The sequence below is a fragment of the Xanthomonas sp. NCPPB 2933 genome (genome assembly GCF_056725225.1).
In genome coordinates this window covers 3,518,557-3,545,156 of record NZ_CM161518.1, presented here as the reverse complement: position 1 = coordinate 3,545,156, position 26,600 = coordinate 3,518,557, and the positions used below count along the sequence as shown (strand labels likewise).

22 protein-coding genes are annotated in these 26,600 nt (G+C 65.1%); 1 reads left to right on the top strand and 21 read right to left on the bottom strand.

The window, feature by feature from the left end:
• Positions 1–25: 25 nt before the first annotated feature.
• From AC1PLU_RS14530 to AC1PLU_RS14460, 15 genes are all read right to left on the bottom strand, one after another.
• Positions 26–1,429 (bottom strand): TolC family protein, encoded by a 1,404-nt coding sequence (locus AC1PLU_RS14530; RefSeq protein ID WP_481094441.1) that lies wholly within the window; start codon positions 1,427–1,429, stop codon positions 26–28.
• Complete coding sequence (locus tag AC1PLU_RS14525; RefSeq protein WP_115036654.1) at positions 1,426–2,511, bottom strand: efflux RND transporter periplasmic adaptor subunit; 1,086 nt, start codon at positions 2,509–2,511, stop codon at positions 1,426–1,428. The genes AC1PLU_RS14530 and AC1PLU_RS14525 overlap by 4 nt, the downstream gene beginning before the upstream one ends.
• Entirely contained in the window at positions 2,495–4,183 is a 1,689-nt protein-coding gene (locus AC1PLU_RS14520; RefSeq protein WP_115036656.1) for an ATP-binding cassette domain-containing protein, read from the bottom strand. Before AC1PLU_RS14520 ends, AC1PLU_RS14525 begins: the two co-directional genes overlap by 17 nt.
• 88 nt (positions 4,184–4,271) lie before the next feature.
• Entirely contained in the window at positions 4,272–5,171 is a 900-nt protein-coding gene (locus AC1PLU_RS14515; protein ID WP_006449468.1) for a hydrogen peroxide-inducible genes activator, read from the bottom strand.
• A 116-nt stretch (positions 5,172–5,287) separates the two neighbouring features.
• Entirely contained in the window at positions 5,288–7,057 is a 1,770-nt protein-coding gene (locus AC1PLU_RS14510; RefSeq protein ID WP_006449469.1) for an ABC transporter transmembrane domain-containing protein, read from the bottom strand.
• Entirely contained in the window at positions 7,054–7,656 is a 603-nt protein-coding gene (locus AC1PLU_RS14505; protein WP_043889120.1) for an IMPACT family protein, read from the bottom strand. The genes AC1PLU_RS14510 and AC1PLU_RS14505 overlap by 4 nt, the downstream gene beginning before the upstream one ends.
• Before the next feature lie 131 nt (positions 7,657–7,787).
• Positions 7,788–8,381: an LOG family protein gene (locus AC1PLU_RS14500; RefSeq protein WP_481106588.1), complete on the bottom strand. Its 594-nt coding sequence runs from the start codon at positions 8,379–8,381 to the stop codon at positions 7,788–7,790.
• 219 nt (positions 8,382–8,600) lie between these two features.
• Positions 8,601–10,037: a dihydrolipoyl dehydrogenase gene (gene lpdA, locus AC1PLU_RS14495; RefSeq protein ID WP_481106587.1), complete on the bottom strand. Its 1,437-nt coding sequence runs from the start codon at positions 10,035–10,037 to the stop codon at positions 8,601–8,603.
• Positions 10,038–10,226: 189 nt separating this feature from the next.
• Positions 10,227–11,438, bottom strand: a complete 1,212-nt coding sequence (gene sucB, locus AC1PLU_RS14490; protein ID WP_183086828.1) for a dihydrolipoyllysine-residue succinyltransferase — start codon at positions 11,436–11,438, stop codon at positions 10,227–10,229.
• A 42-nt stretch (positions 11,439–11,480) separates the two neighbouring features.
• On the bottom strand, positions 11,481–14,309 hold the full coding sequence (locus AC1PLU_RS14485) for a 2-oxoglutarate dehydrogenase E1 component (RefSeq protein ID WP_115036664.1): 2,829 nt from the start codon (positions 14,307–14,309) through the stop codon (positions 11,481–11,483).
• Positions 14,310–14,490: 181 nt separating this feature from the next.
• A complete protein-coding gene (locus AC1PLU_RS14480) occupies positions 14,491–15,423 on the bottom strand; it encodes a GNAT family N-acetyltransferase (RefSeq protein WP_481094447.1) in 933 nt (310 codons plus the stop codon).
• On the bottom strand, positions 15,420–16,919 hold the full coding sequence (locus AC1PLU_RS14475) for a ribosomal protein uL16 3-hydroxylase (RefSeq protein WP_481094448.1): 1,500 nt from the start codon (positions 16,917–16,919) through the stop codon (positions 15,420–15,422). The genes AC1PLU_RS14480 and AC1PLU_RS14475 overlap by 4 nt, the downstream gene beginning before the upstream one ends.
• A 171-nt stretch (positions 16,920–17,090) precedes the next feature.
• A complete protein-coding gene (locus tag AC1PLU_RS14470) occupies positions 17,091–17,696 on the bottom strand; it encodes a DUF3060 domain-containing protein (RefSeq protein WP_481094449.1) in 606 nt (201 codons plus the stop codon).
• Between the two features lie 78 nt (positions 17,697–17,774).
• Complete coding sequence (gene purB, locus AC1PLU_RS14465) at positions 17,775–19,142, bottom strand: adenylosuccinate lyase (RefSeq protein WP_481094450.1); 1,368 nt, start codon at positions 19,140–19,142, stop codon at positions 17,775–17,777.
• Between the two features lie 36 nt (positions 19,143–19,178).
• A complete protein-coding gene (locus tag AC1PLU_RS14460; protein ID WP_481106586.1) occupies positions 19,179–20,525 on the bottom strand; it encodes a hemolysin family protein in 1,347 nt (448 codons plus the stop codon).
• Between the two features lie 266 nt (positions 20,526–20,791).
• Here AC1PLU_RS14460 and AC1PLU_RS14455 point away from each other — a divergent pair, with 266 nt between their 5' ends.
• Positions 20,792–22,198, top strand: coding sequence for a class II fumarate hydratase (locus AC1PLU_RS14455; RefSeq protein ID WP_023903559.1), 1,407 nt, complete (start codon positions 20,792–20,794; stop codon positions 22,196–22,198).
• Between the two features lie 130 nt (positions 22,199–22,328).
• Here AC1PLU_RS14455 and AC1PLU_RS14450 read toward each other — a convergent pair whose 3' ends face one another.
• The 6 genes from AC1PLU_RS14450 to AC1PLU_RS14425 form a co-directional block, all read right to left on the bottom strand.
• Positions 22,329–22,751: a hypothetical protein gene (locus AC1PLU_RS14450; protein WP_481094452.1), complete on the bottom strand. Its 423-nt coding sequence runs from the start codon at positions 22,749–22,751 to the stop codon at positions 22,329–22,331.
• Between the two features lie 222 nt (positions 22,752–22,973).
• Complete coding sequence (locus AC1PLU_RS14445) at positions 22,974–23,504, bottom strand: DUF2884 family protein (protein WP_481094453.1); 531 nt, start codon at positions 23,502–23,504, stop codon at positions 22,974–22,976.
• A 31-nt stretch (positions 23,505–23,535) separates the two neighbouring features.
• Positions 23,536–24,366 (bottom strand): DUF4097 family beta strand repeat-containing protein, encoded by an 831-nt coding sequence (locus tag AC1PLU_RS14440; protein WP_481094454.1) that lies wholly within the window; start codon positions 24,364–24,366, stop codon positions 23,536–23,538.
• Positions 24,367–24,380: 14 nt separating this feature from the next.
• A complete protein-coding gene (locus tag AC1PLU_RS14435; RefSeq protein WP_023903563.1) occupies positions 24,381–25,367 on the bottom strand; it encodes an ABC transporter permease in 987 nt (328 codons plus the stop codon).
• A complete protein-coding gene (locus AC1PLU_RS14430) occupies positions 25,364–26,239 on the bottom strand; it encodes an ABC transporter ATP-binding protein (RefSeq protein WP_104550552.1) in 876 nt (291 codons plus the stop codon). The genes AC1PLU_RS14435 and AC1PLU_RS14430 overlap by 4 nt, the downstream gene beginning before the upstream one ends.
• Entirely contained in the window at positions 26,236–26,598 is a 363-nt protein-coding gene (locus AC1PLU_RS14425) for a GntR family transcriptional regulator (protein ID WP_003483692.1), read from the bottom strand. Before AC1PLU_RS14425 ends, AC1PLU_RS14430 begins: the two co-directional genes overlap by 4 nt.
• Positions 26,599–26,600 lie beyond the last annotated feature (2 nt).

Here is a 26,600-nt window from a genome sequence, read left to right as displayed (position 1 = left end):
GCGGAAAAGTTCGAACGACGCCGGCTCAACGACTCAGCTGCAATGCATCCCGATCAGCCGTGGCCGCTGCCAGCTCCGCGCGGGCCGAGGCAATCCGCGCCTGTGCATCGATCAAACGCACGCGTGCGTCGTTGGCGGTTTCTTCGCGCTGATTGACCAGGAAGAAGTCGCCCGATCCCAACTCGAAGCGGCGCCGCTCGGCGGCAGCGAGACGGTCGGCCAGGCTGCGTTCTTCGTCGGCGATCTTGGCCAGGCGCTCGGCGGCGTTGAGCGAGATGACCACCGACTCGACTTCCACCGAGATCTGGTCGCGCAGGTAACGGCTGCGTTGATCCAGCGCTTCGATCTCGGCGCGCGCTTCGGCAACGCGGCCCTTGGCGGCACGGTTTTCCAGAGGTACGCTGAAACGGAAGCCGATGATGGCATCGGTGGGCGAGCGGTTCGGGCCACCCACACCGGGTTCGCCAAGATCCTTGCTGACTTCCAGGCTCACATCCAGGCGGGGTTTGAGATCGTTCTGCGCCAGCATCAGCCGCGCGGTGGCCTGATCGATCCGGGTCAGCACGGCGCGGTAATCCGGGCGCTCTACCGGAGCGGTGATCTTGCTGGCGCCGGCCAGGCCTTCCAGTGCGGAGGTATCGGCCGGCAGGCGCTCGCTGGAGACGATCAGTGGCATGCCGGTGTCGTCGCGCAGATACAGCGACAAGGCATTGGCCGCGTTGGCGAAGTCCTGCTCCGAACGCACCACCAGCGCACGTCGGCGTACCAGGTTCTGGTCGTTTTCGGTCAGCAGGATGGTCGGCCGCGCGCCCAGCGTCACCTGCCGCGAAATCGCGTTGCGGCGTTGCTCGGCCAGTTGCAGCAGGTCGTTATACGCGCGCAGTTTCAGGCCCGCCGCGACCCAGCTCTGGTACGCGTCCACCGCGCGTCGCTGCACGCCAATGGCCACCATTTCGGCTTCGTACTGGGCGACATTGATGTCGGCGCTGGCAACGCTGCGCTTGGTGCGGCGCTCGTCGACCACGCGATCGCGCAACAGCGCATACAGCGCGCCCACTTTCACTTCGCCGCCGCGGTCGGTGTAGGACTTGTCTTCGTAGACCGGGAACGAACCACGCGAGGAGCGGTAACCGCCGTAGTAATAGCCGCCGTTGTTATCGAACGGCCGCTTGACGGTGCTTTCGATCGCGCTGCCGTCGTAATAGCCAGCCTCGCGCGAACGGCCGTCGATATCGAACACGGTATCGAACGCGCCATCGGCCGAGATGCCCTTGCCTTCGGCCTGACGGACCTTGGCCAGCGATTCGACAATCTGCGGCGCAGATCGGGCCGAGGACCGCAGCACTTCGTCCAGGGTCAGCGCAGTGGTTTGGGCCGCCGCCGCGCCCGGCGCGAACGCGATCAGCAAGAAGACAAGACGGCGGATCATTTTTTGCCGGTCTCGTCGTCTTCGGCCTTGGACGCTGCCGGTTTGGCTTTGCCCTCATCCTGCGTCGCCGCTGCCGGGCGCCGGCCGAATTCCAGCGGGAAGTTGTTGAGCTGGCGCCACAGTTCGTAGCCGACCTTCACCGTTTCGCCCTGCACCCAGCCGCGCACCTTGCCGCCCTGGCGGGCGAACTCGCGTGCCGGCCAGGCCGGCTTGCCCGGCTGCGGTTCGACCAGGATGCGGAACAAGCCATCGGGCGCGGCGTTGGGGTCGATCGCGCGCACGCGGCCGTCGAACATGCCATGCGCCACCGACGGCCAGCCGCTGAACTGGATCGCCGGCCAGCCTTCGAACTCCAGCCGCACCGGGCGGCCTGGGCGGATCAGCGGCACGTCGCGGCCGTCGATGTACAGCTCGACCGCGCGCTCCACCCGCTCCGGCGCGATCACCGCCAGCACCGTGCCGGGCGAGACCATCGCGCTGCCGCTGGCGGCGTTGAGCTGCTGCACGCGGCCGTCGCGCGGTGCGCGCACCAATTGCGCGGACTGACGATTCAACTGGATATCGATGCGGGTCAGCTTGGCGCGCGATTCGGCCAGCTTGGCGTCGGCCTCGGCGACCTTGATCTGGGTCAGCTCGAAGTCGCGGCGGCCGGCCAGCCCTTCGGCGAGCAATTGCCTGCTACGTGCCACGTCGATACTGGCAACCGCGCGCGATTGCTGGATCGCGGCGATTTCGGCCTGCACCTGTGCACGTTCGCTGGCCAGGCGAGTGAGCAGGTCCGGATCCAGATCGCCGACGCGCGCGATCGGATCGCCGCGCGAGACATGCTGGCCGTCGTGCACATACCAACGCTCGACCCGGCCGGGCACGAAGGCGGTGACCTGTTGCTGGCGGTCGCCCGGATCCAGCGCCACCACCTGGCCCTTGCCGCTGGCGGTCTGCACCCACGGCGCCAGCGCCAGGATCGCGCTGGCAATGGCAATGCCGATCAGCAGCATCCACGCCAGCGCCTTGGCGATGCTGGGTGGGCGCATCGCCGCCAGGGTGGGGAAGTGCGTGTTGCGATCAGGAGCGTGCTGCATCGTTCGCCTCCTGCGTCGATGCGATCAGTTCGGCGCGCGTGGCAAAGCGCTGCTGCCGCTCGGGCTGCAGGTGGAACCAGCCATCCAGGGTGATGTCTTCCGGCCGGCCGGTGCACAGCAGCACTGTGGTGCCGGCCTCTTTCAGGCGACGCAAGACATCGGTCAGCCGATCGGCGGGAATCAGATCGTACAACTGCGCCAGCATCAGCACGCGTGGGCGCACCAGCAGCGCATTGGCCAGCTTCAACGCCATCACTTCGCCGATCCATAGCGGGTAGCCCGATGCGGCCAGGCGCGTATCGAGACCTTGCGGAAGTGCGGCGATGCGGCTGCGTAACCCAACTGCATCGATCGCTTCCAGCATCGCCTCCGAAGTCACATCGGCAGACGCCAGCGCCAGATATTCGCGGATGGTGACCTCGACAATGGTCGGCCGGTCGAGCACCGTCACTTCCGAGCGCAGCAGATACATGTCGAAAGTGGCCATGTCTGCGCCGCCCACCATCACCAGCCCGCGATCGGGCACCACGTGGCGCTTGAGGATCATCGCCAGCAGCCGCTCCGCACCGCCATCGGCGATCGTCACCAGCTGCTCGCCAGCGGCCAGCGAAAAATCGAAACGTGCGCCGTCGATCACCACACCATCCAGACGCACGGCGCTGTTGCCGGGCGTCTTGCCACGCGCGACCACGGCGCGTTCCTGCGGGATCGCAAACAGCAGCGACAGCTCTTCCGAGCTCGCCACCAGGTCGTAAAACGCGTCCAGATAACCACCGAGTTGCGAGATGCCGTAGAAGACCGCGCTGAGGATCAGTTCGGCCGCGACCAGCTGGCCGATCGACAGCTCGCCGCGCAGGATCAGGTTGCCGCCCAGCGCCAGCAACGCTGCGCTGGCTACCGCGTAGACCAGCAAAAACGCCACCGTCTGCGTGAAGCTGTAGCGGAAATGGCGCCGGTGCCGGTCGACATAAGCTGCAGTGACGGCTTCGGAGCGGTCCATCGCGAAATTGAGATGGCGGCTGGATTTATAGAAACCGTTCGAGCCGCCGACACTTTCCAGCCAGCGTGCGGCCTCGTGCTTGGCATGGCTCAGATCGACCGCGGTGCGGATCGAACCGCGCGACCAGATCATCCAGATGCCGAAGATGACCAGCAGCAACAATGCGTTGAAGCCGAGGAAAAACGGATGGTAGAAACTGGTGAGTATCAGCCCGACCGCCGATTGCAGCACGATGGTGAAAGCGCCGATCGCCAGACTGGGCACGGCTTTCTGCACCACCACCAGATCGAAGTAACGATTGAACATGTCGCCGCGGTTCTGATCGGCGAAGAACGGATTTTGCGCATGCACCGCGCGCACCGTGATCTCCGAGACCACGCGCGCAAACAGGCGGCGCTCGAACAGCGCCATGACCCACACCCGCATCGCGCTCAGGCCGGCCACCAGCAGCAACAGCCCCAGTAGCAGGCTCGACAGCGTCCACAGCGGCGCGGGCAGCGCGGTGTTGGCTACGCTGTTGATCAGCAACTGCACCGAGATCGGCGTGGCCAGCGACAGCAGGCTGATCGCCACGCCATACACCATGGCCAGACGCACATACGGCATGTCCGGCCCGACGATCTCCGCCAGCCAGGCTCCCGCTTCCCGCCATCCGATCTGCTTGCCCGCCATTCGATTTCCGTTGATGAGTTCAATGAAGCATTGACGAGTTGCAGGTAACGAACAAGGCCGCAGCGCTTATTCGACGCATAGGATTTTCCTATGCGGCCACCGCACGCAGGAGATCGGCGATCAACCCGAAGGCCGGCGCGCGTCCTGCGCCTTGCCGCCACAACAGCCCGATCTCCCTATAGTAGCGTCCGCCTTTGATCGGCCGAACGACGACGTCGTCGCCCTCGCGGATTTCCTGGCGCACATACAGGTCTGGCAATAGTGCAAGACCCATGCCCATCCCGGCCATCTGGCGGATCGCATCCAGGCTGGTGCCTTCGTAATCGCGCAGGACGGTGGCGCCGACGTCCATGGCGATCGCGGCGATCTGTTCGGCCAGGCGGTATTCCGGCATCAGGGTCAGCAGGTTGGCGCCGCGCAGATCGGCTGGTGTGATGAAGGTTTTGGCACGCAACGGGTGATCTGCGGCCATGGTCACGTGCAGCGGTTCGCGGAACAGCCGCTCGCTATGCAGGCCGCGCCCAGCGACCGGCAATTGCGCAAGGATCACGTCATGCAGACCGCTGGCCAGGCCTGCGGCCAGCACCGTCGGCAAGCCTTCGCGCACATGCACGCGCAGCGCCGGGTGCTCGCGGTGCAGGCGCGCGACCAGGCTCGGCATCAGGTACGCGCCGAGCGTGGGCGATACGCCCAGCCGGATGGTGCCGATCAGCGTGTCGGCCGAGGTGGCGCGCACTTCTTCCAGGTCGGTGATGTCGAGCAGGATGCTGCGCGCGCGGTCGAGCAGATCGCGTCCCAGCGGCGTCAGGATCGCCGGCACGCCGCGTTCGAACAGTGCTGCACCGATGATGGTTTCGAAGGCGCGAATCTGCTGCGACAGCGAGGGTTGCGACACGCCCATCTGCTCGGCGGCGCGGGTGAAGCTTCCGGTGTCGGCGAGCGCGACGAAATAACTGAGCTGGCGAATGGTGGTTCTAGGGCGGGGCATGCGTCACTTCGTTACCGTCACAGCGTTACTTCGGGAGTGCTCGGAGCGCACCACCAGCGATGCGCCGGTGAGCGAAACGTACCGCCATGTCACTCAGGCAACAGCGCATCCAGGCGTCACTGATCGATGAACTGCAGCCGCGCCAGCTCTGCATACAGGCCGCCTTCGGCAATCAATTGCGCATGCGTGCCCTGCGCAACGATGCGGCCGGCATCCATCACCACGATGCGGTCGGCCTTGAGCACGGTGGCCAGGCGATGGGCGATGACCAGCGTGGTGCGGCCTTCCATCAGCCGGTCCAGCGCCTGCTGCACGGCACGCTCGCTCTGCGCGTCCAGCGCGCTGGTGGCCTCGTCCAGCAGCAGGATCGGCGCGTCCTTGAGCAATGCACGTGCGATCGCCACACGCTGCTGCTGGCCGCCGGACAGGCGTGCGCCGCGTTCGCCCAGTTCGCTGGCATAGCCCTGCGGCAGGGCGCGAATGAAGACATCGGCTTCGGCGGCAACGGCAGCGGCTTCCACTTGCGCATCGCTCGCTTCCAGGCGCCCATAACGGATGTTGTCGGCGGCGCTGGCGGCAAACAGCGTGGGTTGCTGCGGCACCAAGGCAATGCGTTCGCGCAGCAGCACCGGGTCGGTGTCGCGCAGATCCACATCGTCGATGCGCAGCTTGCCGCTGACCGGGTCGTGGAAACGCAGCAACATCGACAGCACCGTGCTCTTGCCGGCGCCGGAGGGCCCGACCAGCGCTACGGTTTCGCCGGGAAGGACATGCAGATCGAAGTGATCCAGGGCAGGCGCATCGGGGCGCTGCGGATAATGAAACACCACCTGATCGAAATGGATCGCGCCGCGCAGCGGCTGCGGCAATGGTTGCGGCGTGGCCGGCGCGACGATGGCCGGTTGCTCGTCGAGCAATTCGCCAACGCGGCCCATGCCGCCGGCAGCGCGCTGCAACTCGTTCCAGACCTCGGCCAATGCGCCGACCGAACCACCGCCGATCAACGCGTACAACACGAATTGCCCCAGCGTGCCGGGCGTCATGCGCCCGCCGATCACATCGTGCGCACCCAGCCACAGCACCCCGACGATCGCGCCGAAGATCAGCATGATCGCCACCGCAGTGACAGTGGCCTGGGTACGGATGCGCAGCCGCGCCGTTTCGATTGCCGCCAACAAGGCCTGGCTGAAACGGTGGCTTTCGTAGCCCTCGCGCGCATGTGCCTGCACGGTGCGCACGGCGCCCAGCGTTTCGGCGGCCAGCGTGTTGGCGTCGGCCACACGGTCCTGGCTGGCGCGCGAGATCTTCTGCAGGCGGCGTGCGCCCAACACGATCGGCAGCACCGCCAGCGGGATGCCGATCAGCGTGAACCCGGCCAGCCGCGGGCTGGTGACGAACAGCATCACCATGCTGCCGATCACCGTCACCGAGCTGCGCAAGGCTACCGACATGGTGGTGCCGATCACCCCACGCAGCAGCTCGCTGTCGGCCGACAGGCGCGAGACCAGCTCGCCGCTGCGGCTGCGATCATGAAAGCCGGCGTCCAGCCCGATCAGATGCGCGTACAACCGGCCACGCAGATCGGCGACGACTTTTTCGCCCAGCAACGCAACGAAGTAAAAGCGCGCGGCCGTGGCCAGTGCCAGCACCACCGCCACTGCAAACAACAGCGCGAAGGCCTGATTGATCTGCGAACCGCCGGAGAAACCGTGGTCGATCATCTGCTTGACCGCTGCCGGCAGGCTCAGCGTGGCGGCCGAAGATACTGCCAGCGCGATCAACCAGGCGGCGAACAACCCGCGCTGGCGTTGTACGAACGGCCACAAGGTGCGCAGGCTGCCGAGCTTCCGCAATGGGTTGGGCCTGGCGGCGGCTGGCTGGTTCATGCGGCTTCCGGTGTTGAGAGGTGGACACGGTTGCGAGTGGCGTCGCACAGACGGGTTTTCAAGCCGGCCAGTTGATCGGCAGGCAATTGCACGCGTAGCGCGGCGCCATTGGCGTCGAAATGTTCATCCAGCTTGTCGGCATGGAATGCGCTCAGTGCGGCATGCACCAGGCCCAGGTCGTCGAACTGGCACTGCAGGTCGAGCAGCGACAACGCGATCAATGGTTGTCGTGTCGCCAGCCGCAGGCATTCGGCCGCCGCGCCGCCGTAGGCACGTACCAGCCCACCGGCGCCCAGCTTGATGCCGCCGTACCAGCGTGTGACCACCACCACCACGCGATCAAAGCCCTGGCCATCGATGGCGGCCAGGATCGGCCGCCCGGCAGTGCCGCTGGGCTCGCCGTCGTCGCTGGAGCGGTACTCCTGCCCAAACCGGTACGCCCAGCAGTTGTGGGTGGCATCTGCAACAGACACGCGCTGCACGATCTCCAGCGCATGCGCGGGAGCGTCCAATGCAGCAGCGTTGGCCAGAAAGCGACTGTGCTTGATGTCCAGGCTGTGGTGCGCGTCAGCGGCGAGGGTATCGAGCATCGTCGCCATTCTATGCGAGCCGGTGATGCCTATCGCTGCGGCCAGTGTGACTAAGGTTGCAAGCTGGCAGCTTGCGCGCACATGCGGTTGCACGGCGCACCTCGTGCAGCCCGATCACATCGGTCAATGACAGCAGTCGATTACACCAGTGTGGAGCGGCGCTTCTCGTCGATCCACTTGGATGCCTGCGCCGGCGTGTAGTGCTGCATCCACTCCAGCATCTGCGCCAGATCGTTGCCGTACCACAGGTCGGTGCGCTGGTCCGGGTGCAGGAAGCGCTCTTCCACCATGCGATCGATCATGCCGATCAGCGGTGCGTAAAAGTCCTCGATATCCAGAAACGCGCAGGGCTTGTTGCCGATGCCCAGCTGGCGCCAGGTCAGCATCTCGAAGATCTCTTCCATGGTGCCGAAGCCGCCGGGCAGGGCGACGAAGGCATCGGACAGCTCGAACATGCGCATCTTGCGCTCGTGCATGGAGCCGACGATTTCGAGCGTAGTCAGCCCGCGATGCGCCACTTCCCAATCGGCCAGCTGCTGCGGAATCACCCCGGTGACTTCGCCGCCCGCCGCCAGCACCGCATTGGCCACCGTGCCCATCAGGCCCACGTTGCCGCCGCCATAGACCAGGCGCAAGCCCTGCTCGGCGATGCGCTGACCCAGCGCAGTGGCGCGCTCGGCGTAGGCGGGTTTGTTGCCGGCATTGGAACCGCAGTAGACGCAGATGGATTTCATGGGATTCGGGAGTTGATTGGGGATTGGTTGAAGCGAGGGCGGCGTTGCGCTGATTGCACGTGGTGCTGTCGGCACAGGCCCGCGCTGATGTGTCTGAAGTTCTTGCCAGGCTTGAAAAACATAACGCCGGGTTTTCACCCGGCGCCATGTCATTGCCGGAAGGGGTCGGGACCGGGAGCCGCCGTTGCGAATCCCCAATCCCGAATCCACCACTCCCGATCAGTTCGCCTTATGAATCGCGCGCTTGCTCACTGCCATTGCGGCATCGTGGATCGCTTCGGACAGCGTCGGGTGCGCATGGCAGATGCGGGCCAGATCGTCGGCCGAGCCGTTGAACTCCATTGTCAGCACACCTTCGTGCACCAGCTCGGACACGCCCACGCCCACCAGGTGCATGCCCAGCACGCGGTCGGTTTCGGCATCGGCGATCACCTTGACGAAGCCGGCCGGCTCGCCCATGGCCACCGCACGGCCGATCGCCGCGAACGGGAAGCTGCCGGCCTTGTAGGCGACGCCCTCGGCCTTCAACTGCTGCTCGGTCTTGCCGACCCAGGCAATCTCCGGCTCGGTGTAGATGACCCACGGAATGGTGTCGAAGTTGACGTGACCGGGCAGGCCGGCGATCAGTTCGGCCACCGCAATGCCTTCCTCGAAGCCCTTGTGCGCCAGCATCGGGCCGCGCACGCAGTCGCCGACCGCCCACACGCCATCGACGCCGGTGTGGCAATGCGCGTCCACTTCGATCTGGCCACGCTCGTTGAGCTTGACGCCAGTACCGTCGGCCAGCAGGTTCTTGGTCGCAGCCTTGCGGCCCACTGCCACCAGCAACTTGTCCACGGTGAGGGTCTGTTCGCCAGCGCCGTCGGTGTAGCTGACCACCACCTGCTTGGCATCGCCGCTGCCGGTGATTTCGGTCTTGCTGACCTTGGCGCCGAGCTTGATATCCAGGCCCTGCTTCTTGAATTCCTTCAGTGCGGTCTTTGCCACTTCGGCATCGGCCAGGGCCAGGAAGTCAGGCAGCGCTTCGAGGATCGTGACCTCGGCGCCCAGACGCTTCCACACGCTGCCCAGTTCCAGGCCGATCACGCCGGCGCCGATCACTGCCATGCGCTTGGGCACGGCGGTGAAGTCCAGGCCGCCGACGTTGTCGACGATGGTGTCGCCTTCGAACTTGGCGAACGGCAGCTCGATCGACTCCGAGCCCGGGGCCAGGATCACGTTGGTGCCCTTGAGCTCGATCTCGCCGCCTTCGTGCTGGGCGACCTTGACGATGTTGCCCGGCAGCAGCTGGCCGAAGCCGTAGTACGGGGTGATCTTGTTCGCCTTGAACAGCATCGCGATGCCGCCGGTGAACTGCTTCACGATCTTGTCCTTGCGGCCGATCATGGTGGGCACGTCCATCTTGGCGTCGTTGAAGCTGATGCCGTGGTCGCCGAACAGATGGCCCATGTTCCAGAACTGGCGCGAGGAATCCAGCAGCGCCTTGGACGGAATGCAGCCCACGCGCAGGCAGGTACCGCCAAGGGCGGGCTTGCCGTCCTTGCCGAGTGCCGCGTCGATGCAGGCGACCTTCATGCCCAGCTGGGCCGCACGGATGGCGGCGTGATAACCGGCCGGACCGGCACCGATGACGACGACGTCGTAGTTTTCAGCCATTTCTAAAGTCCTTTGCCTTTCCCTTCTCCCGTCGGGAGAAGGTGGCGCGTAGCGCCGGATGAGGGTGCGGCGGAGCGGAGATGGCGCTGCCGACTGGTGCTGCTTGGGTTTGGGGCGGACACCGTGCGATGCAAGTGCGGCCGTCCCCTCAAACCAACCCCCCTCCCGATGGGAGAGGGGCTGCAAGGCTTACAGGCCGAACAACATCCGGCCCGGGTTTTCCAGCTGGTTCTTGATGTCCACCAGGAACTGCACCGAATCCTTGCCGTCGATGATGCGGTGGTCGTAGGACAGCGCCAGATACATCATCGGCGCGATCACGACCTGGCCGTTCTCGGCGATCGGACGTTCCTTGATCGCGTGCATGCCCAGGATGGCGCTCTGCGGCGGGTTGATGATCGGGGTGGACAGCAGCGAGCCGAAGGTGCCGCCGTTGGTGATGGTGAAGGTACCGCCCTGCAGGTCGTCCAGGCCCAGCTTGCCGGCGCGCGCCTTGGCGGCGTAGTCGGCGATGCCCTGTTCCACTTCAGCGAACGACTGGCGCTCGACGTTACGCAACACCGGCGTGACCAGGCCCTTCTCGGTCGATACCGCGATCGAGATGTCGCTGTAGCCGTGATAGATGATGTCGTCGCCGTCGATCGAGGCATTGACCAGCGGGAAGCGCTGCAGCGCGTTGGCAGCGGCCTTAACGAAGAAGCTCATGAAACCGAGCTTGATGCCGTGCGCCTTCTGGAATTCGTCCTGTAGCTCCTTGCGCGCGGCCGACACCTTGGCGAGATTGACCTCGTTGAAGGTGGTCAGCATCGCGGTGGAGTTCTTGGACTCCATCAGGCGCTTGGCGATGGTCTTGCGCACGCGGGTCATCGCCACGCGCTCTTCCGGACGGGCGCCAGAGGCCTTGCCCACGCCGCCGGCCTTGGCGAAATTGACGATGTCTTCCTTGGTCACCGCGCCGCGACGGCCGGTGCCGTCGACCTGTGCCGGATCCACGCCCTGGGTGATCGCAGCAAAACGCGCACCCGGGGGCAGGGCATCGGCAGACGACTTGGACGCAGCTGCAGGTGCAGCGGCGGCAGCTGCCGGAGCGGCGGCCGGCGCAGCAGCGGCCGGTGCCGGTGCCTCAGCCTTCTTCTCGTCGGCCGGTGCGGCCGCAGCCACAGCGCCTTCTTCGATGATCGCCAGAATCTGGTTGCTGGTGACCGTGCTGCCGGCTTCGAACTTGATTTCCTTCAGCACGCCGTCGACGGGCGAAGGAACTTCCAACACGACCTTGTCGGTTTCCAGGTCGACCAGATTCTCGTCGCGCTTGACCGCTTCGCCGGCCTTCTTGTGCCAGCTGGCGATGGTGGCGTCGGAAACGGATTCGGGCAGTACCGGAACTTTGACTTCGGTGGCCATTCGGGGAGCGTCCTAGTGTGTGCGTTCTTTGGGGAAGAGGAGTTATTCAGCGACTTGGTCGTTGAACGGATTGAGGAGCGCATCGGCGACCAGCTTCTGCTGTTCGACGATGTGGTCGGCCATGTGGCCGGCGGCAGGCGAGGGCGAGCGGGCACGGCCAGCGTAATGCAGGCTCTGAGCGCCGGTCAGGCAGAAGTTCAGATGGTGGCGAATCTGGTACCACGCACCCTGGTTCTGCGGTTCTTCCTGACACCACACCACATCGGTGGCGTTGGCATAGGCCTTGAGCTCGGCGGCCAGCTGCGCACGCGGGAACGGATACAGCTGCTCCACGCGCAGGATGGCGACGTCGTCCTGGCCGCGCTTGGTCTGGTCTTCGAGCAGGTCGTAATAGACCTTGCCCGAGCACAGCACCACGCGCTTGACCTTGCCGGCATCGGCCTTGGCATCGGGGATCAGATGCTGGAATTCGCCCTCGGCCAGTTCTTCCAGGCTCGACACCGCCAGCTTGTGGCGCAGCAGCGACTTGGGCGTCATCACCACCAGCGGCTTGCGGGTGGTCATGCGCATCTGGCGGCGGATCATGTGGAAGCACTGCGCCGGGGTGGTCGGCACGCAGACCAGCATGTTCTCCAGCGCGCACAGCTGCAGGAAGCGCTCTAGACGCGCGGAACTGTGCTCCGGGCCCTGGCCTTCGTAGCCGTGCGGCAGGAACAGCGACAGGCCCGCGATGCGGCCCCACTTGGCTTCGCCGGCGGCGATGAACTGGTCGATCACAACCTGCGCGCCGTTGGCGAAGTCGCCGAACTGCGCTTCCCACACGCACAGCGCGTTCGGGTCGGTGGTGGAGTAGCCGTATTCGAAACCCATCACCGCTTCTTCGCTGAGCAGCGAGTCGATCACGGTGGCGTCTTCGGGGTTTTCGACCAACTGGCGCAGCGGCATGTAATAGCTGTCGCTCTTCTGGTCATGCAGGATCGCGTGACGGTGGAAGAACGTACCGCGACCGGCATCCTGGCCGACCAGGCGCAGCTTGTGGCCTTCGGCCAGCAGCGTTGCGTAGGCCAGGTTCTCGGCAAAGCCCCAGTCGCCGGCCTGTTGGCCGGCGGCCATCTTGACGCGATCGTCGTAGATCTTGGCCACACGTGCGTGCAGCTCCACGCCTTCCGGGATTGTGGTGATCAGCTTGGCCAGGCGGTCCAACTGTTCGCGCTTGACGCGGGTATCGACCGGATCGGCCGCGGTGCCGACCAGATACTTGGACCAGTCGATGGCGAATTCGTCCGGCTTGCGCGTGGCCAGTTCGGTGGTGTACTCGCCCGAATCGAGCTTGTTGCGGTAGCCGTCGACCAACGCCTTGGCTTCGTCGGCGCTCAGCACGCCATCGCTTTCCAGCTTGTTGGCGTACAGCTCGCGGGTGGTCTTGTGCTTGCGGATGGTCTGGTACATCACCGGCTGGGTCGCTGCCGGTTCGTCGGCCTCGTTATGGCCCCAACGGCGGTAGCAGACCAGGTCGATGACCACGTCCTTCTTGAACTGCTGGCGGAATTCATAGGCCAGCTTGGACACGAACATCACCGCGTCCGGGTCGTCGCCGTTCACATGGAACACCGGCGCGCCGATCATCTTGGCCACGTCGGTGCAGTACAGCGTGGAACGGGCGTCGTCGCGGGCGCTGGTGGTGAAGCCGATCTGGTTGTTGATGACGATGTGCACGGTGCCGCCAACGGCGAAACCGCGCGCCTGCGACATCTGGAACAGCTCCATCACCACGCCCTGGCCGGCGAATGCGGCATCGCCGTGGATCAGGATCGGCAGCACAGTCTTGCGCTCGGCATCGCCGAAGCGCTCCTGACGCGAACGCACGCTGCCGACCACGACCGGGTCGACGATTTCCAGATGCGAGGGATTGAACGCCAGCGCCAGATGCACCTGCTTGTCGGTGCCAACGGCGATGTCGGCCGAGAAGCCCATGTGGTACTTGACGTCGCCGGTGTGCGCGCGGTCGTCGTGAGCGTGCTCGAACTTGCCTTCGAACTCGTCGAACAGCTTGCGCGGGTTCTTGCCCAGCGTATTGACCAGTACGTTGAGGCGGCCGCGGTGGGCCATGCCGATCACGATGTCCTTGACCTGATCGTTGCCGGACTGGCGAATGATCTCGTCCATCATCGGGATCAGCGCATCGCCGCCTTCCAGCGAGAAGCGCTTCTGACCGACGTACTTGGTGTGCAGGTAGCGCTCCAGACCTTCGGCGGCGGTGAGCCGCTCCAGCGTGCGCTTGCGGCTGGCCGCGTCGCCGGCGATCTTGCCGCCGGCATCTTCCAGGCGCTTGTAGATCCACTGGCGCTGGTCGAATTCCTGGATGTGCATGAACTCCGCGCCGATGGTGCTGGCGTAGGTCGCCTTCAGACGGGCCAGCAGGTCCTTCAGCTTCATCCGCGGCTGACCACCGACACCGCCGGTGCTGAACTCGCTGTCCATATCGGCCTGCGAGAGGCTGTGGAACGGCAGGTCCAGATCTGGCGGATTGACCGGCGGGGTGAGGCCGAGCGGGTCGAGCTGCGCGCCGAGGTGACCACGCGCACGGTAGGCAGTGATCAGGCGGCCGACGTTGCGCTCGCGCTCGTCACTGGCACCCGCGCCGGTTCCGGCATTGGCTGCCTGCTTGGAGGCAGTGAGGATGTGGGCGATGGCGGCCGAGTGCGGCACATCCCCGGCATCGCGACCTTTGAAGTCGTCGAAATAGCTCTTCCACTTCGGATCGACACTGTCCGGGGCGACGAGGTACTGCTCGTACAGATCCTCGATATAGGCGGCGTTGCCGCCGGCGAGCTGCGATGACTGTGCGAACTGCTTTAGGAGATTATCCACGATGGTAAGTCGGGTCTGCTGTGAGGGATGATTGTGCGGAAGCGGCAGGGCAAGATGCCCTATCGGTCGGTATCAAATCTCGAAAAATTATACCCCCTTGCGCTAATGACAGGGCGTCTGCGAGCTGACCGGACGGGTAGGTCGACCGGCCTCGCACCTACGTGCGAAGGGCGCTGCGGCGTCAGATGCCGAGCGCGCGCGGTTCGCTCCAAAGCGCGCTGCGCTCCCATATCTGCGCGAATTCGCGCTCCAGCTGACGACTGCGCGCGGCGCCCGACAGCCAGGTTTCGCCATCGTCGAAGCGGTGGCCTGTTGGACGAAAGTAGTAGGCGTCATCGCCCACCACATAGGCCGACGCGTAGCTGCCATCGACCGGATCGCTGACCGCGCGGAAGCGAAACACGCTGGGCAGGCGCTGGGCCAGCCGCAACAGCGCGCTGCCACTGGCGTTGGCGCTTGCAGTGTCCTGCACCAGCACATGCACGCGTTTGTCATGCCGGGCGGTGGCGAAGCGACGCAGCGCATCGAGTGCCGCAGCGTTGTCGAACAGCGGCGGATCCAGTGCGCGCGTATAGATCAGCACCTGACGGCGCGCCGCGCACAGCAGGCCGGTGGTGGCGGCCAGGGCCGCGCTCAGATGCTCGACTGCCATCGGGCCGTCGAGGCGGCGGTGCAGGGCAGTGCCTGCTGCGCCCTGCGTATCGAAGGCGCGATCAGGACGAAATTCGGGGGAGGCTTCGGGCAGAAAACCGAGGCGTGCGAACACCGCTTCGGCATGTGCGTTGACGTGTGCGCTCAGGCTGGGCCAGCCGCGTTGGAGGGCGGTGTCGACTGCGGCGGCGAGCAATTGGTCGGCAATGCCACGGCGGCGCCAGTCGGGGAGCACGCCGAGCCGGTCGATGCGTCGGTCGGGTGTGAGCCGCACCGCGGCGATCAGCTGGCCGTCGTCGGTGCGCATGGCCAAGTGCAGGCTGAGGGGATCCAGTGCGTCCCATTCGGCATCGCTGGTGGTGCCAGCGGTGCCGGTGGTGCACGCCAGGCGCAGTACACGCAGCGCCGCGGCGTCGAGTGCCGGATCCAGCGAGACGGTCTGCGGCCTGGCGTGGTGGTTCATGCGCGCTTGGGCGACGCGTCGGTGTCGCCTGCGTCCGATGCCTCGTCGTCGTCGCTGTCGCCGTTCTGAGCGGCGTCTTCGCCTTGCCCGGCGTCACCGGCTTCGGCCGGGCCGTCCGCGGCGTCTGCGACCTGCTCGACGTCGGCCTCGGCGTCGATCTCCTCGTCCGCATCCTGCGTGTCGGTCTCGGCATCGTCGTGGTCGGCCGACAGGCTCAGCACGTGTGCCTGGTCGTCGTCGATGTCCTCGAAGTCGTCGTCGTTCTCCTCGTGGGCGCGCTGGTAATGGCCCTGCGCCAGCAGTTCCAGCACCACCTCGCGGCCGCGCACCGACAACTGGGCATACAGCGCGCCGTCAATTTCTTCGGCGGCGGCCAGGCGCGCGGCGTCCTTGGCCGACAATGCAAATTCCAGCCCGCTGCAGAACAGCGTGGCGCCACGCTTGGCACGCCGCCAGGCCAGTCGCGACCACGGATGGCGATGCAGCAACACGCCTTCTTCCAGCGCCTGCTCGACCGCCTCGCGCGGAATGGGTTCTGGTGCCGGTACCACGTCGCCGGAGGCGCGGTAAGTGGTCATGAAGCGACCGAACCAGTCGCCCAGCCGATCCGGGTCGTTCATGCGCAGCGCGTTGAGCGCTTCGACCACGCGGTTCATCGCAGTGACATCGATCTCGTACGGATCGGCCGGCACCTTGAGGTCTTCGTCGTGATAGCGCACGGCCTCGTCGGCGTCGGCGATCAAGGTGTCCAGATAGTCGCCGATCAGCTCGGCCGATGACGGCGCGCGGGTGCCGATGGAGAAGGTCAGGCAGGCGTCTTCGGCCACGCCGTGGTGCGGCACAAGCGGCGGCAGGTACAGCATGTCGCCCGGGCCAAGCACCCAGTTGTGGGTGGGCTTGAAGGCGCTGAGCAGCTTGAGCTCGACATCGTCGCGGAATGCCAGCGGCGCGGCCTTGCGGCCCTGTTGCGCACGCGCGTCGATCTGCCAGCGGCGGTGGCCCTGGCCCTGCAACAGAAACACGTCGTAATGGTCGACATGCGCGCCGACCGAGCCACCGGTGGCGGCGAAGCTGATCATGATGTCGTCGATACGCCAGCGCGGCAGGAAGCGGAACTGCTCCAGCAAGGCGCGCACATCGGCGTCCCACTTGTCCACGTCCTGCACCAGCAAGGTCCAGTCGTGGTCGGGCAGGCCGGGGAAGTCGGTTTCCTGGAACGGGCCGGTGCGCACATTCCAGTCGTCGGTGGCGCGGTCGTGGCTGATCAGTCGCGCCAGTACGCCGTCTTCGCAGGCCAGGCCGGCCAGATCTTCGGGCTGCAGCGGCGACTGGAAGTCCGGGAACGCGTTACGGATCAGCAGCGGGTGCTTGTGCCAGTAGTTGCGCAGGAAGCGCTCGACCGGCATGCCCAGCGGCTGGTCGCGGGTGGCATGGATCTCGAAAGGCAGCGGCGCGCCCTTTCTGGCGACGGTCTTTTTTGCGGCGGTCTTTTTCATGGTGTGACGGGTCCGACTGGGAAAAGCCGGCGCTGTGCGGCCGGCGAAGTGGCCTATTGTCGCCCAGCCCGCTGCGCGATGCCTTGCTGGCGTGTTGCATTAAGGTTTCAGTGCAGTCACGGCCACGCGAGGCATCGCCGGAACGTGCTGGTTGCTGGGGGTATCGGCGGTTTAGCGGGTGGAAATCTGGTTGTCGCTGCCGTAGTCGTTGACCACGGCAGTGCCGGACTGCTGGGTGATGCGGTTGCCGCGGCCGTGCAGCGTGGCTGCAGCGATCGCCTGCGCCTGTACCTGATTGTCGTCGCCAGGCACCCGCAGCGTGTGGATGCGTCCGGCCTTGAGTGTGGATTTGCGGCCGAATAGCTCGACGGTCTTGGCATCGCTGGCCAGGGTGACCTGGGCAGCCTCGCCAACGATGCGCACCGCTTCGGCGCGCTCGATCTGGACGATCGCATGCTCACCCAGCACCGCGATCGTGCCGCAATCGCCCTTGAAGGTCAGATTGGCGTTCTGTCCGGTCAGGTCGACGTTATGCCCGTCGCAGCTGACCGTGCCGCTGGTCGAGGTGACCATCAGCGTCGGTCGCCCGCCCGTGCTGGCGACCTGGGTGGCGCCGTCCATGCTCGGGACCGATGGCACGGAAGGCACCGATGGAACCGGTGCGATCAACGAGGTGGCCGGCGCTTGCGGCGCGGCAGCGGCAGACTCGGGAGCGGCCTGCTTTCCGCAGGCCACCAACGCGAGCAGGGACACATACAGCAGCGAGCGCAATGCCATGGCAATACTCCTGACAGCTGGATACAACGCAATGATGCGGGTCGCCGCAATGCGGCCAGATCGGGTGCGGCAGTCAGATCAGATGGCGCGCGCCAGTTGCTCGGCCAGGCCGGTATAGGCGCCCGGGGTCAACGCGCGCAGGCGCTGCTTGTCTTCTTCGGGCAACTGCAGGCTTTCCACAAATGCCTGCATCGAGGCGGCGGTGATGCCCTGGCCGCGGGTCAGTGCCTTCAATTGTTCGTACGGATTGGGCAGGCCGTGGCGACGCATCACCGTCTGCACGGCCTCGGCCAGCACTTCCCAGGCAGCGTCCAGATCGGCGTTCAAACGCTCCGGGTTGACGGTCAGCTTGCCCAGGCCCTTGGCCAGCGAATCCAGCGCGACCTGGGTATGACCGAACGCGGTGCCGAGTGCGCGCAGCACGGTGGAATCGGTGAGGTCGCGCTGCCAGCGGCTGATCGGCAGCTTGGCGGAAAAGTGCTCGAACAGTGCATTGGCAATACCGAAATTGCCTTCGGCATTTTCGAAGTCGATCGGGTTGACCTTGTGCGGCATCGTGGACGAGCCGACTTCGCCTTCCTTGAGTTTCTGCTTGAAGTAGCCCAGCGAGATGTAGCCCCAGATGTCGCGCGACAGATCGATCAGGATGGTGTTGACACGACGGCTGGCGTCGCCGATTTCGGCCACGTTGTCGTGCGGCTCGATCTGGGTGGTGTAGGGGTTGAACACCAGGCCCAGGCTTTCGACGAAGCGCTGCGCGAATGCGGCCCAATCCAGGTCCGGATACGACACCATGTGCGCGTTGTAGTTGCCGACCGCGCCATTGATCTTGCCGGTCAGTTCCACTGCGGCGATCTGCTTGCGCTGACGCTCCAGGCGCGCGACCACGTTGGCGATTTCCTTGCCCAGCGTGGTGGGCGAGGCGGTCTGGCCATGCGTGCGTGACAGCATCGGCTGGCCGGCCTGGGCATGGGCGAGGCTGCGCAGGCTGGCGGCGATGCCATCCAGCGTCGGCAGCAGCACCTCGCGGCGCGCCTGGTCCAGCATCAGGCCGTAGCTGAGGTTGTTGATGTCCTCGCTGGTGCAGGCGAAATGCACGAATTCCAGCGCCGGGCCCAGCTCGGCGTCATCCTTGAGCTGTTCCTTGATGAAGTACTCCACCGCCTTGACGTCGTGGTTGGTGGTGCGCTCGATCTGCTTGACGCGTGCGGCGTGGGTCACGCTGAAGTCGTCGGCCAGGCGGCGCAGGGTCTGCGTGGCGGCGGCCGAGAACGGCGCCAGCTCGGCAATGCCCGGCTCGGCGGCCAGTGTCAGCAGCCATTCGATCTCGACCTTGACCCGCGCCTTGATCAGGCCGTATTCGGAAAAGATCGGGCGCAGCGCATCCACCTTGGAGGCGTAACGGCCGTCGAGCGGGGACAGGGCGAGCAGGGCGGAATCCGACATGGGCAGGGCACTGGGAGGCTGGCGGGGGTGGGTATTCTACGCCGCCCCGGCACTCGCTTCGCCGATCGGGCGGACGGTGATCGCCTGGATCCGGTGCCCGTCCATGCGCCGCACGGTCAGCGCGTGGCCGTCCAGCTGCAGGGTTTCGCCTTCTTCGGGCAGCCGCTGCAGCCTGTGCACGATCAGCCCGCCGACCGAATTGACGTGGTCCGGCGCGCTCAGATCCCGGCCGAGCAGGCGTTCCAGGCGGAAGATCGAGGTGCTGCCGGCCACCAGCAGTGAGCCGTCCTGGCTGCGGATCGGCGCATCGCGCACCACGTGGCGATGCTCGTCCTCGATCTCGCCGACCATCACTTCCAGCAGGTCTTCCAGGGTAAAGAAGCCCAGGATGCGGCCCTGGTCCTCCAAGCACAGCGCCAGATGGGTGGCGCCGGTGCGGAACTGTTCCAGCGCACTGGGGATCGGGGTTTCCAGGGTCAGCAGGGTGGCCGGGCGCAGCAGCGGGCGCAGATCGTCCAGTTCCTGGCCGCGCGCCATCGCCACCAGCAGGTCCTTGGTATGCAGGATGCCCAAGACCTGCTCGCCCTCGGCATCGAACCACGGGTAGCGGCTGTAGCGCGACTCGCTGAACTCGGCCAGCACCGATTCCAGCGTCATGCCTTCGCGCAGGCTGCGCAGGTGCTCGCGCGGGCGCATCAGATCGCCGGCGACCAGGTCGGGCAGTTCCAGCGCATGACTCATCAAGGCCAGTCCGTGATCGGGCGTGGCCGCGTTGGGATCCTGGCGGCCAACGATCAACATCAGTTCTTCGCGCGAATAGCGATGCGATTGGTGCTCCACCTCGCCCCAGCCAAGTACGCGCAGCAGGCGGTTGGCGCTGGTATTGAGGACCCAGATCGCCGGATACATGGCCCAGTAAAAGACGTAGAGCGGCGCGGCGGTCCACAGCGATATCAGCTCCGGACGGCGAATGGCCATGGTCTTGGGCGCCAGTTCGCCCAGCACGATGTGCAGAAACGAAATCAGGCTGAAGGCAATGGCCAATGCGGTGAATTGCGCCGCTTCCGGCGACAGGCCGAGCAGGTCGAACAGCGGCTGCAGCAGATGCGCAAACGCAGGTTCGCCGACCCAGCCCAAGCCGAGCGAGGCCAAGGTAATACCGAGTTGGCAGGCCGACAGATACGCATCCAGATGCGCATGCACCCCCAACAGCAAACGCCCGCGCCAACCGTTGTTCTGCGCCAGACCCACCGCCTGCGTGTGACGCAGTTTGACCAGCGCGAATTCGGCGGCGACGAAGAAGCCATTCAACAGCACCAGCAACAATGCCACCAACAGCAGCAGCACATTACCGAGCATGGCGTACGCCTGCGTGCTGTGCATCGGCGATAGGTCTATGCGCTATCTGCTGCGCGTAAGCGATGCTGCGGTGCGCAGAAGAGAAAGACGCAGGTGCTGCGTTTCTACAGTCAGGGTCGTCGCCCATGGCGGCGTGGTACCTCGTATTGATCGATGGGCAGTCTAGCCCACGGCTTGCGACGACATCGCCGCAACGCTGCGAGCGAGTATCGTAGGCAGCCTCGCCAGCCCGGGTACGCCCGCTGCCAGCCTTCCTTGACCACAAATCCAACGATGTGCGGAGAGTGCAGATGAGCGAACGTTTCAGGACCGAACACGACAGCATGGGTGAATTGCAGGTACCCGCCGATGCATTGTGGGGCGCGCAGACCCAGCGTGCCGTGCAGAATTTTCCGGTGTCGGGTCAGCCGATGCCACGTGGCTTCATTCGCGCGCTGGGCCTGATCAAGGCCGCTGCAGCCGGCGTCAATGCCGAGCTGGGATTGCTGCCCAAGTCTATCGCCAAGACGGTGCAGGACGCCGCCTTGCAGGTGGCCGAGGGCACGTATGACGCGCAATTTCCGATCGATGTCTATCAGACCGGCTCGGGTACCTCGTCCAACATGAATGCCAACGAGGTGATCGCTACGCTGGCCACGCGTGCCGGCAAGGACGCGGTGCATCCCAACGATCACGTCAATCTGGGGCAGAGTTCCAACGACGTGATCCCGACCGCGATTCGCGTGTCCGCGTTGCTTGCGGTGCAGGAGCATTTGCAGCCCGCGCTCAAGCATCTGCGCAAGACCATCGACAAACGCGCCAAGGGGCTGAGCAAGGTGGTCAAGACCGGGCGCACGCATCTGATGGATGCGATGCCGCTGACCTTCGGCCAGGAATTTGGCGCATGGTCGGCGCAGTTGAGTTCGGCGCAGGATCGCATCGACGACGCGCTCAAGCGTTTGCGGCGTCTGCCGCTGGGCGGCACCGCGATCGGCACCGGCATCAATGCCGATCCGCGTTTCGGCGGCAAGGTGGCCAAGGCCTTGTCGAGCCTGAGCAAATTCAAGTTCGAGAGTGCCGACAACAAGTTCGAAGGCCTGGCTGCGCAGGACGATGCGGTGGAACTGTCCGGTCAGCTCAATGCGCTGGCGGTGGCCTTGATCAAGATCGCCAATGATTTGCGCTGGATGAATGCCGGCCCGTTGGCGGGGCTGGGCGAGATCGAATTGCCGGCGCTGCAGCCGGGTAGCTCGATCATGCCGGGCAAGGTCAACCCGGTGATTCCCGAAGCCACCGTGATGGCATGCGCGCAGGTCATCGGCCACCACACCGCGATTACCGTGGCCGGGCAGACTGGCAACTTCCAGTTGAATGTGACCCTGCCGCTGATCGCCTACAACCTGCTGGATTCGATCACCCTGCTGGGCAATGTGTCGCGTCTGCTGGCCGATACCGCAATCGCCGGACTGAAGGTGCGTCAGGAACGCGTGCGCGAGGCGCTGGATCGCAATCCGATCCTGGTCACTGCGCTCAACCCGATCATCGGCTACGAGAAGGCCGCCGCGATCGCCAAGCGCGCCTACAAGGAACAGCGCCCGGTGCTGGACGTGGCCCTGGAAGACAGCGGGCTCAGCGAAGCGGATCTGCGGCGTTTGCTGGATCCGGCCGCGCTGACGCTTGGCGGCATCCAGGCCGGCAGCAGTGGAAGCGGTGGCTGATCACTGCTGTGTGTATGTAGGAGCGCACTTGTGCGCGATAGGGCGTTATCGATAAGGCCCCGTCGCGCACAAGTGCGCTCCTACCAAGGTTCGCGCGAATCTGCGCTTTGTGCGCAGCTTCGCTCGTTGGTCAGTGCCGCTCGGCCTGCACGTTGCCGAAGCTCTCGCGATACGGCTGCAGCGACGGGATCTCATTGAGTAATTCGCCGCTGAGCTTCTGTATTTCCGGGGTGACCGTCAGCTTGATCGACTTGTATTCCGGATCCGCGCCGGCGTCGTTGACGGCCTGCTGACGCAGCATCTGCAGATGCCCGAACAACAGCTGCAACTTGGCGCGCGTCGGCTCTTTCTGCGGTAGCGCGATATCGTCGATCTTCAGCGTGCCGTCCGGGGTGATTTCCGCATTGGCAGCCGGTGGGCGGCGGATCATCACCGATTGGGTGGTGATCGCAACACGCGGCTTGCCGCGTTCGGCGCGCCGGGACGACTGATCGCCGCAGGCGGCGAGAGTGCACAGCAGCAGCGCCATGCAGAGCATCACGAACTTGTTCATGGGGTCGATGGGTTGAGGGGAGCGCACTAGTGTAATCCCGCCCCGGTCAGGCGATCCGGGCCGGGGCTACATGGCATGGCTGACAAAATGTCGCAGGCCAAGGTGGCGCTCAACTCGCGTGCAGGAATCGGCATGGGTATGCGCTCCATCCGATTCGGGAAGCCGCTGCGTCTGCCAACGCTTGCGCAGCGGCTGTCACTGCCGCACTTACTTGCGGCAGTCTTACTTGCGGCAATCGTCGACGTCGTGTTGCGTCAGGGTGGAGTAGGGCGCAAACGCCGGCACCAGTTGCGCAGCGGCGTCCTGCGCGGCGCGCAGTTTGGCCAGCTGATCGCAGATCTGCATGGCGTTGTGCTTGAAGGTGTCCGCCTGTGCTTCGATCTTGTCGCCGATCTGCTCGGTATTGCCGCTGAGCACGCCCTTGAGCGCTTCGCCCGCCGCATGCGCGCCAAACGCTGCACCTTGGGTGCCGATGTCGATGCCTTTTTCGGCCACGCCCTGGATCTGCGCGTAGAAGCTGCGCATCGCCTGCTGCTGCGCATCGTTCAAGGTGACCGGCTTGCCATCGATGCTGAGCGCGCCATCCACACCAATGGTGGCTGCAGGCAGGCCGTCACGCTTGAGCGTCACGCTCTTGCCGTTGAAGGTCACGCCACTGCCGCTGGCCTGGCCCGATACATTGACCGTGGGCTCGGACTTGCCACAACCGACCAACAGCGCGCTCGCCAATACAGCAGAAATCAACAGTTTCATCAGCAGTTCCCCTCACATCGTCAATGAGTGATCAGTTGTCGGTTGGCACGCGCGTGCTGCCGGTGACATCGCTGACGTCGATATCGCCGCTACCCTTGCGCGCCACGCTGACATTGCCGCGCACCTTGCGCACGCTCAGTGCGCCGGAGTTGACCGCGTCCACGCCCACATCGCCTTGCACATCGTCGATGTCGACATCGCCGGAGCCGATCGTGCCGAGCTTGACGTTGCCGGCAACGCCACGCAGTTTGACGTCGCCCGAGCCGACCTTGCCGACCTCTGCTGCGCCACGCACGTGCGTGGCCTTGAGATCGCCCGAGCCCACTGCCAAGACACGCAACGCGCCCATGTCTTCCAGCTCGATGTCGCCGGAGCCGACCTTGGCGGTGACGCGGCCCTTGGTGCGACGAATCGCCATGTCGCCAGACCCGACGTCGGCACTGACCGCTGCCGCACCGGAGATCTCCGCATCGCCGGAACCCACGTCGAACTGCACCAGCAGCGTGTCGGGCACGCTGCCGCGCAGATCCAGGTACGCGTAGCTGTCGCCGACGGAGATGCGCATGCTGCGGGCGTCGTCCAGCGTCACCACCAACTTGTCGCCGACGCGCTTCTGGGTGACGGTCAGGCCGTTCAGCAGATCGGCGCGTGCAGCACAGGCCCGGCCGCTCAGACGCCCGCTACTGCCCGGCGAGGCATCCAGATGCAGGTCGTTGGAGGCGACCTCGAACAACACCGACTTCACTCCGCTCAGTTTCAGCTCCAGGTTGCGCGGCTCGGAGAATTTGCATTGCTCCTGGGCAAACGCAGCGCCGGGCAACGCGAACAAGATGGCCAGACTCAGATGCAGGTGCGAACGCATGGGGTGTCCTTTACTCAGGCTTCGGAGCGCCGACGGCGCAGATAGATGGAGGCGGCGATCAGTACCACGCCGATGGCGGCGCCGATCCAGATGTCGGGGTTGCCGTAGACCAGCCTGCTATCTGTGTGCTGCAGCACCCACTGCACCAGATCGCTGGGGTTCTGCATCGCGCTGCTATCCAGGTTGCCGCTGACTGCAAGCGGCGACCAGGTGCCGGGCAGGGCACTGAGCAGGCCGCGGTAGCCGACGATGTACCAGATCCAGCCGATCGGCAGCGATACGCCCGGCATTGCCGAGAGGATGCTCAGCATCACGCAGGCCAGCAGCGGAAACAGCACTGCCCACAGGAACGGCTTGCTGGTGGCCCAGGCCGAGCAGAACATCAGCCAGCCCACGGTCGGCAGCGACCACAGCAAGCTCATCGGCACGGTCTGCAGCATCAGCCACAACAACGAGAACGGATGCGAGTGGGTGGCCAAGCCCCATGGATTGGGCACACCGGCGATCAACGCGCCGCCGATGGCGATCAACCACAGCGCCAGGCCGACCAGTACGCCGATCGCGATGGCGATCAGCGGCGCCAGCAACAGCGCCCAGGCGGCTTTGGACAATACCGTCTGCACGTCGGACACCGGCAGCGATTTCCAGAACAGCACGCTGCGGTCGCGGCGGTCGTCGTACAGGCTGCCCAGTGCATAGAAGAACACCACGAACGCCAGCACCACCGAGGCGATGCCGATGCCGCCCAGCAGCAGGCCGTCGCCGACCTGGCCGAGCGTGCGGGTGTACTCGGCCATGTCCGACATTGTCATGCTGTCGCCGATCATGTTGCGGCGGGCACTGATCGCCCCGATCACCGCGCCCAGCAGTGCGAAGAACACCGCGATGCCGCCAGTGATGATCTGCGCCCAGACGAAGCCGCCACGGTGTTCCCAGTATTCCCGTTTCAGCAGCCAGCCGAAGGTGCGGGCGGGAGAAGCTTGGTGGGTGAGTGCATTCATGCGTAGGTCCCCTTCATGACCGCAACGAACAGGTCGGCAAGGCCGGGATTGCGGGTTTCGCCAAAGCGGGCGAGCTGCTCTTTCGGCACGCCATCGAACAGCATCACGGTCTTGCCGAATGGCAGGCTGCGCTCGTCGATCGGCTTGATGGCTCTGGCAGCCTCGAGATGCTCGGCATTGACCAGCACTTCGGTGTAGCGCTCGGCCACGTTTTCCATGTCGGCGGTCAGCACGATGCGGCCGTCGCGGATGAACATCACATCGGTGAGGATGTGTTCGATCTCTTCCACCTGGTGGGTGGTGACGATGATGGTTTTTTGCTCATCGAAATAGTCTTCCAGCAGGCGCTGGTAGAACTGCTTGCGATACAGGATGTCCAGGCCCAGGGTGGGCTCGTCCAGCACCAGGATGCGCGCGTCGATGGCCATCACCAGCGCCAGATGCAGCTGCACGATCATGCCCTTGGACAATTCGCGCACCCGCGATTTGCGGTTGAGCTGCGTATTGGCCAAAAAGCGCTCGCACTTGGCGCGATCGAAGCGCGGATGCACGCCGGCAACGAAATCGATCGCCTCGCCAACCCGCAGCCAGCGCGGCAGCACCGCCACGTCGGCGATGAAGCAGACCTCGTTCATCAGTGCGTTGCGCTGGGTACGCGGATCCATGCCGAGCACGCTCAACTCGCCGTCGAAATCGGTCAGTCCCAGCACTGCCTTGAGCGCGGTGGTCTTGCCTGCGCCGTTGGGGCCGATCAATCCAACGATGCGCCCGGTGGCAATGGTGAAACTGGTGTTGTCCAGCGCGAGCCGATGCTTGTAGGCCTTGCGCAGGCCACGTGCGTCGACCACATGGTCGGAGGAGACGGCGGTCATGGTGTTTTTCCCTGTGGCAACAGATCGTCGATGGACAGTCCCAGGCGCTGGATGCGTTCCAGCACTGCGGGCCATTCTTCATTCAAGAAACGCTCGCGCTCGCTGCCGCGCAATTTCTGTGCGGCTTCCGGAGTCATGAACATGCCCAGGCCGCGGCGTTTTTCCACCAGGTTCTCGTCGGCCAACTCCTGGTAGGCGCGCGAGACGGTGATGGGATTGAGTTGGTAGTCCGCCGCCACCTGGCGCACCGAGGGCAGGGCGTCGCCAGGCTTGAGGATTCCATCGAGCATCATGGCAATGACCCGTTCCTTGAGTTGGCGGTAGATGGGAGCGCCGTCGCTCCATTGGATGTCGTTCATGA

Excerpts from the sequence above, each read along its gene's own strand:
- AC1PLU_RS14530 (WP_481094441.1), bottom strand. The coding sequence starts at position 1,429 with ATGATCCGCCGTCTTGTCTTCTTGCTGATCGCGTTCGCGCCGGGCGCG.
- AC1PLU_RS14525 (WP_115036654.1), bottom strand. The coding sequence starts at position 2,511 with ATGCAGCACGCTCCTGATCGCAACACGCACTTCCCCACCCTGGCGGCG.
- AC1PLU_RS14520 (WP_115036656.1), bottom strand. The coding sequence starts at position 4,183 with ATGGCGGGCAAGCAGATCGGATGGCGGGAAGCGGGAGCCTGGCTGGCG.
- AC1PLU_RS14515 (WP_006449468.1), bottom strand. The coding sequence starts at position 5,171 with ATGCCCCGCCCTAGAACCACCATTCGCCAGCTCAGTTATTTCGTCGCG.
- AC1PLU_RS14510 (WP_006449469.1), bottom strand. The coding sequence starts at position 7,057 with ATGAACCAGCCAGCCGCCGCCAGGCCCAACCCATTGCGGAAGCTCGGC.
- AC1PLU_RS14505 (WP_043889120.1), bottom strand. The coding sequence starts at position 7,656 with ATGGCGACGATGCTCGATACCCTCGCCGCTGACGCGCACCACAGCCTG.
- AC1PLU_RS14500 (WP_481106588.1), bottom strand. The coding sequence starts at position 8,381 with ATGAAATCCATCTGCGTCTACTGCGGTTCCAATGCCGGCAACAAACCC.
- lpdA (WP_481106587.1), bottom strand. The coding sequence starts at position 10,037 with ATGGCTGAAAACTACGACGTCGTCGTCATCGGTGCCGGTCCGGCCGGT.
- sucB (WP_183086828.1), bottom strand. The coding sequence starts at position 11,438 with ATGGCCACCGAAGTCAAAGTTCCGGTACTGCCCGAATCCGTTTCCGAC.
- AC1PLU_RS14480 (WP_481094447.1), bottom strand. The coding sequence starts at position 15,423 with ATGAACCACCACGCCAGGCCGCAGACCGTCTCGCTGGATCCGGCACTC.
- AC1PLU_RS14475 (WP_481094448.1), bottom strand. The coding sequence starts at position 16,919 with ATGAAAAAGACCGCCGCAAAAAAGACCGTCGCCAGAAAGGGCGCGCCG.
- AC1PLU_RS14470 (WP_481094449.1), bottom strand. The coding sequence starts at position 17,696 with ATGGCATTGCGCTCGCTGCTGTATGTGTCCCTGCTCGCGTTGGTGGCC.
- purB (WP_481094450.1), bottom strand. The coding sequence starts at position 19,142 with ATGTCGGATTCCGCCCTGCTCGCCCTGTCCCCGCTCGACGGCCGTTAC.
- AC1PLU_RS14460 (WP_481106586.1), bottom strand. The coding sequence starts at position 20,525 with ATGCACAGCACGCAGGCGTACGCCATGCTCGGTAATGTGCTGCTGCTG.
- AC1PLU_RS14455 (WP_023903559.1), top strand. The coding sequence starts at position 20,792 with ATGAGCGAACGTTTCAGGACCGAACACGACAGCATGGGTGAATTGCAG.
- AC1PLU_RS14450 (WP_481094452.1), bottom strand. The coding sequence starts at position 22,751 with ATGAACAAGTTCGTGATGCTCTGCATGGCGCTGCTGCTGTGCACTCTC.
- AC1PLU_RS14445 (WP_481094453.1), bottom strand. The coding sequence starts at position 23,504 with ATGAAACTGTTGATTTCTGCTGTATTGGCGAGCGCGCTGTTGGTCGGT.
- AC1PLU_RS14440 (WP_481094454.1), bottom strand. The coding sequence starts at position 24,366 with ATGCGTTCGCACCTGCATCTGAGTCTGGCCATCTTGTTCGCGTTGCCC.
- AC1PLU_RS14435 (WP_023903563.1), bottom strand. The coding sequence starts at position 25,367 with ATGAATGCACTCACCCACCAAGCTTCTCCCGCCCGCACCTTCGGCTGG.
- AC1PLU_RS14430 (WP_104550552.1), bottom strand. The coding sequence starts at position 26,239 with ATGACCGCCGTCTCCTCCGACCATGTGGTCGACGCACGTGGCCTGCGC.
- AC1PLU_RS14425 (WP_003483692.1), bottom strand. The coding sequence starts at position 26,598 with ATGAACGACATCCAATGGAGCGACGGCGCTCCCATCTACCGCCAACTC.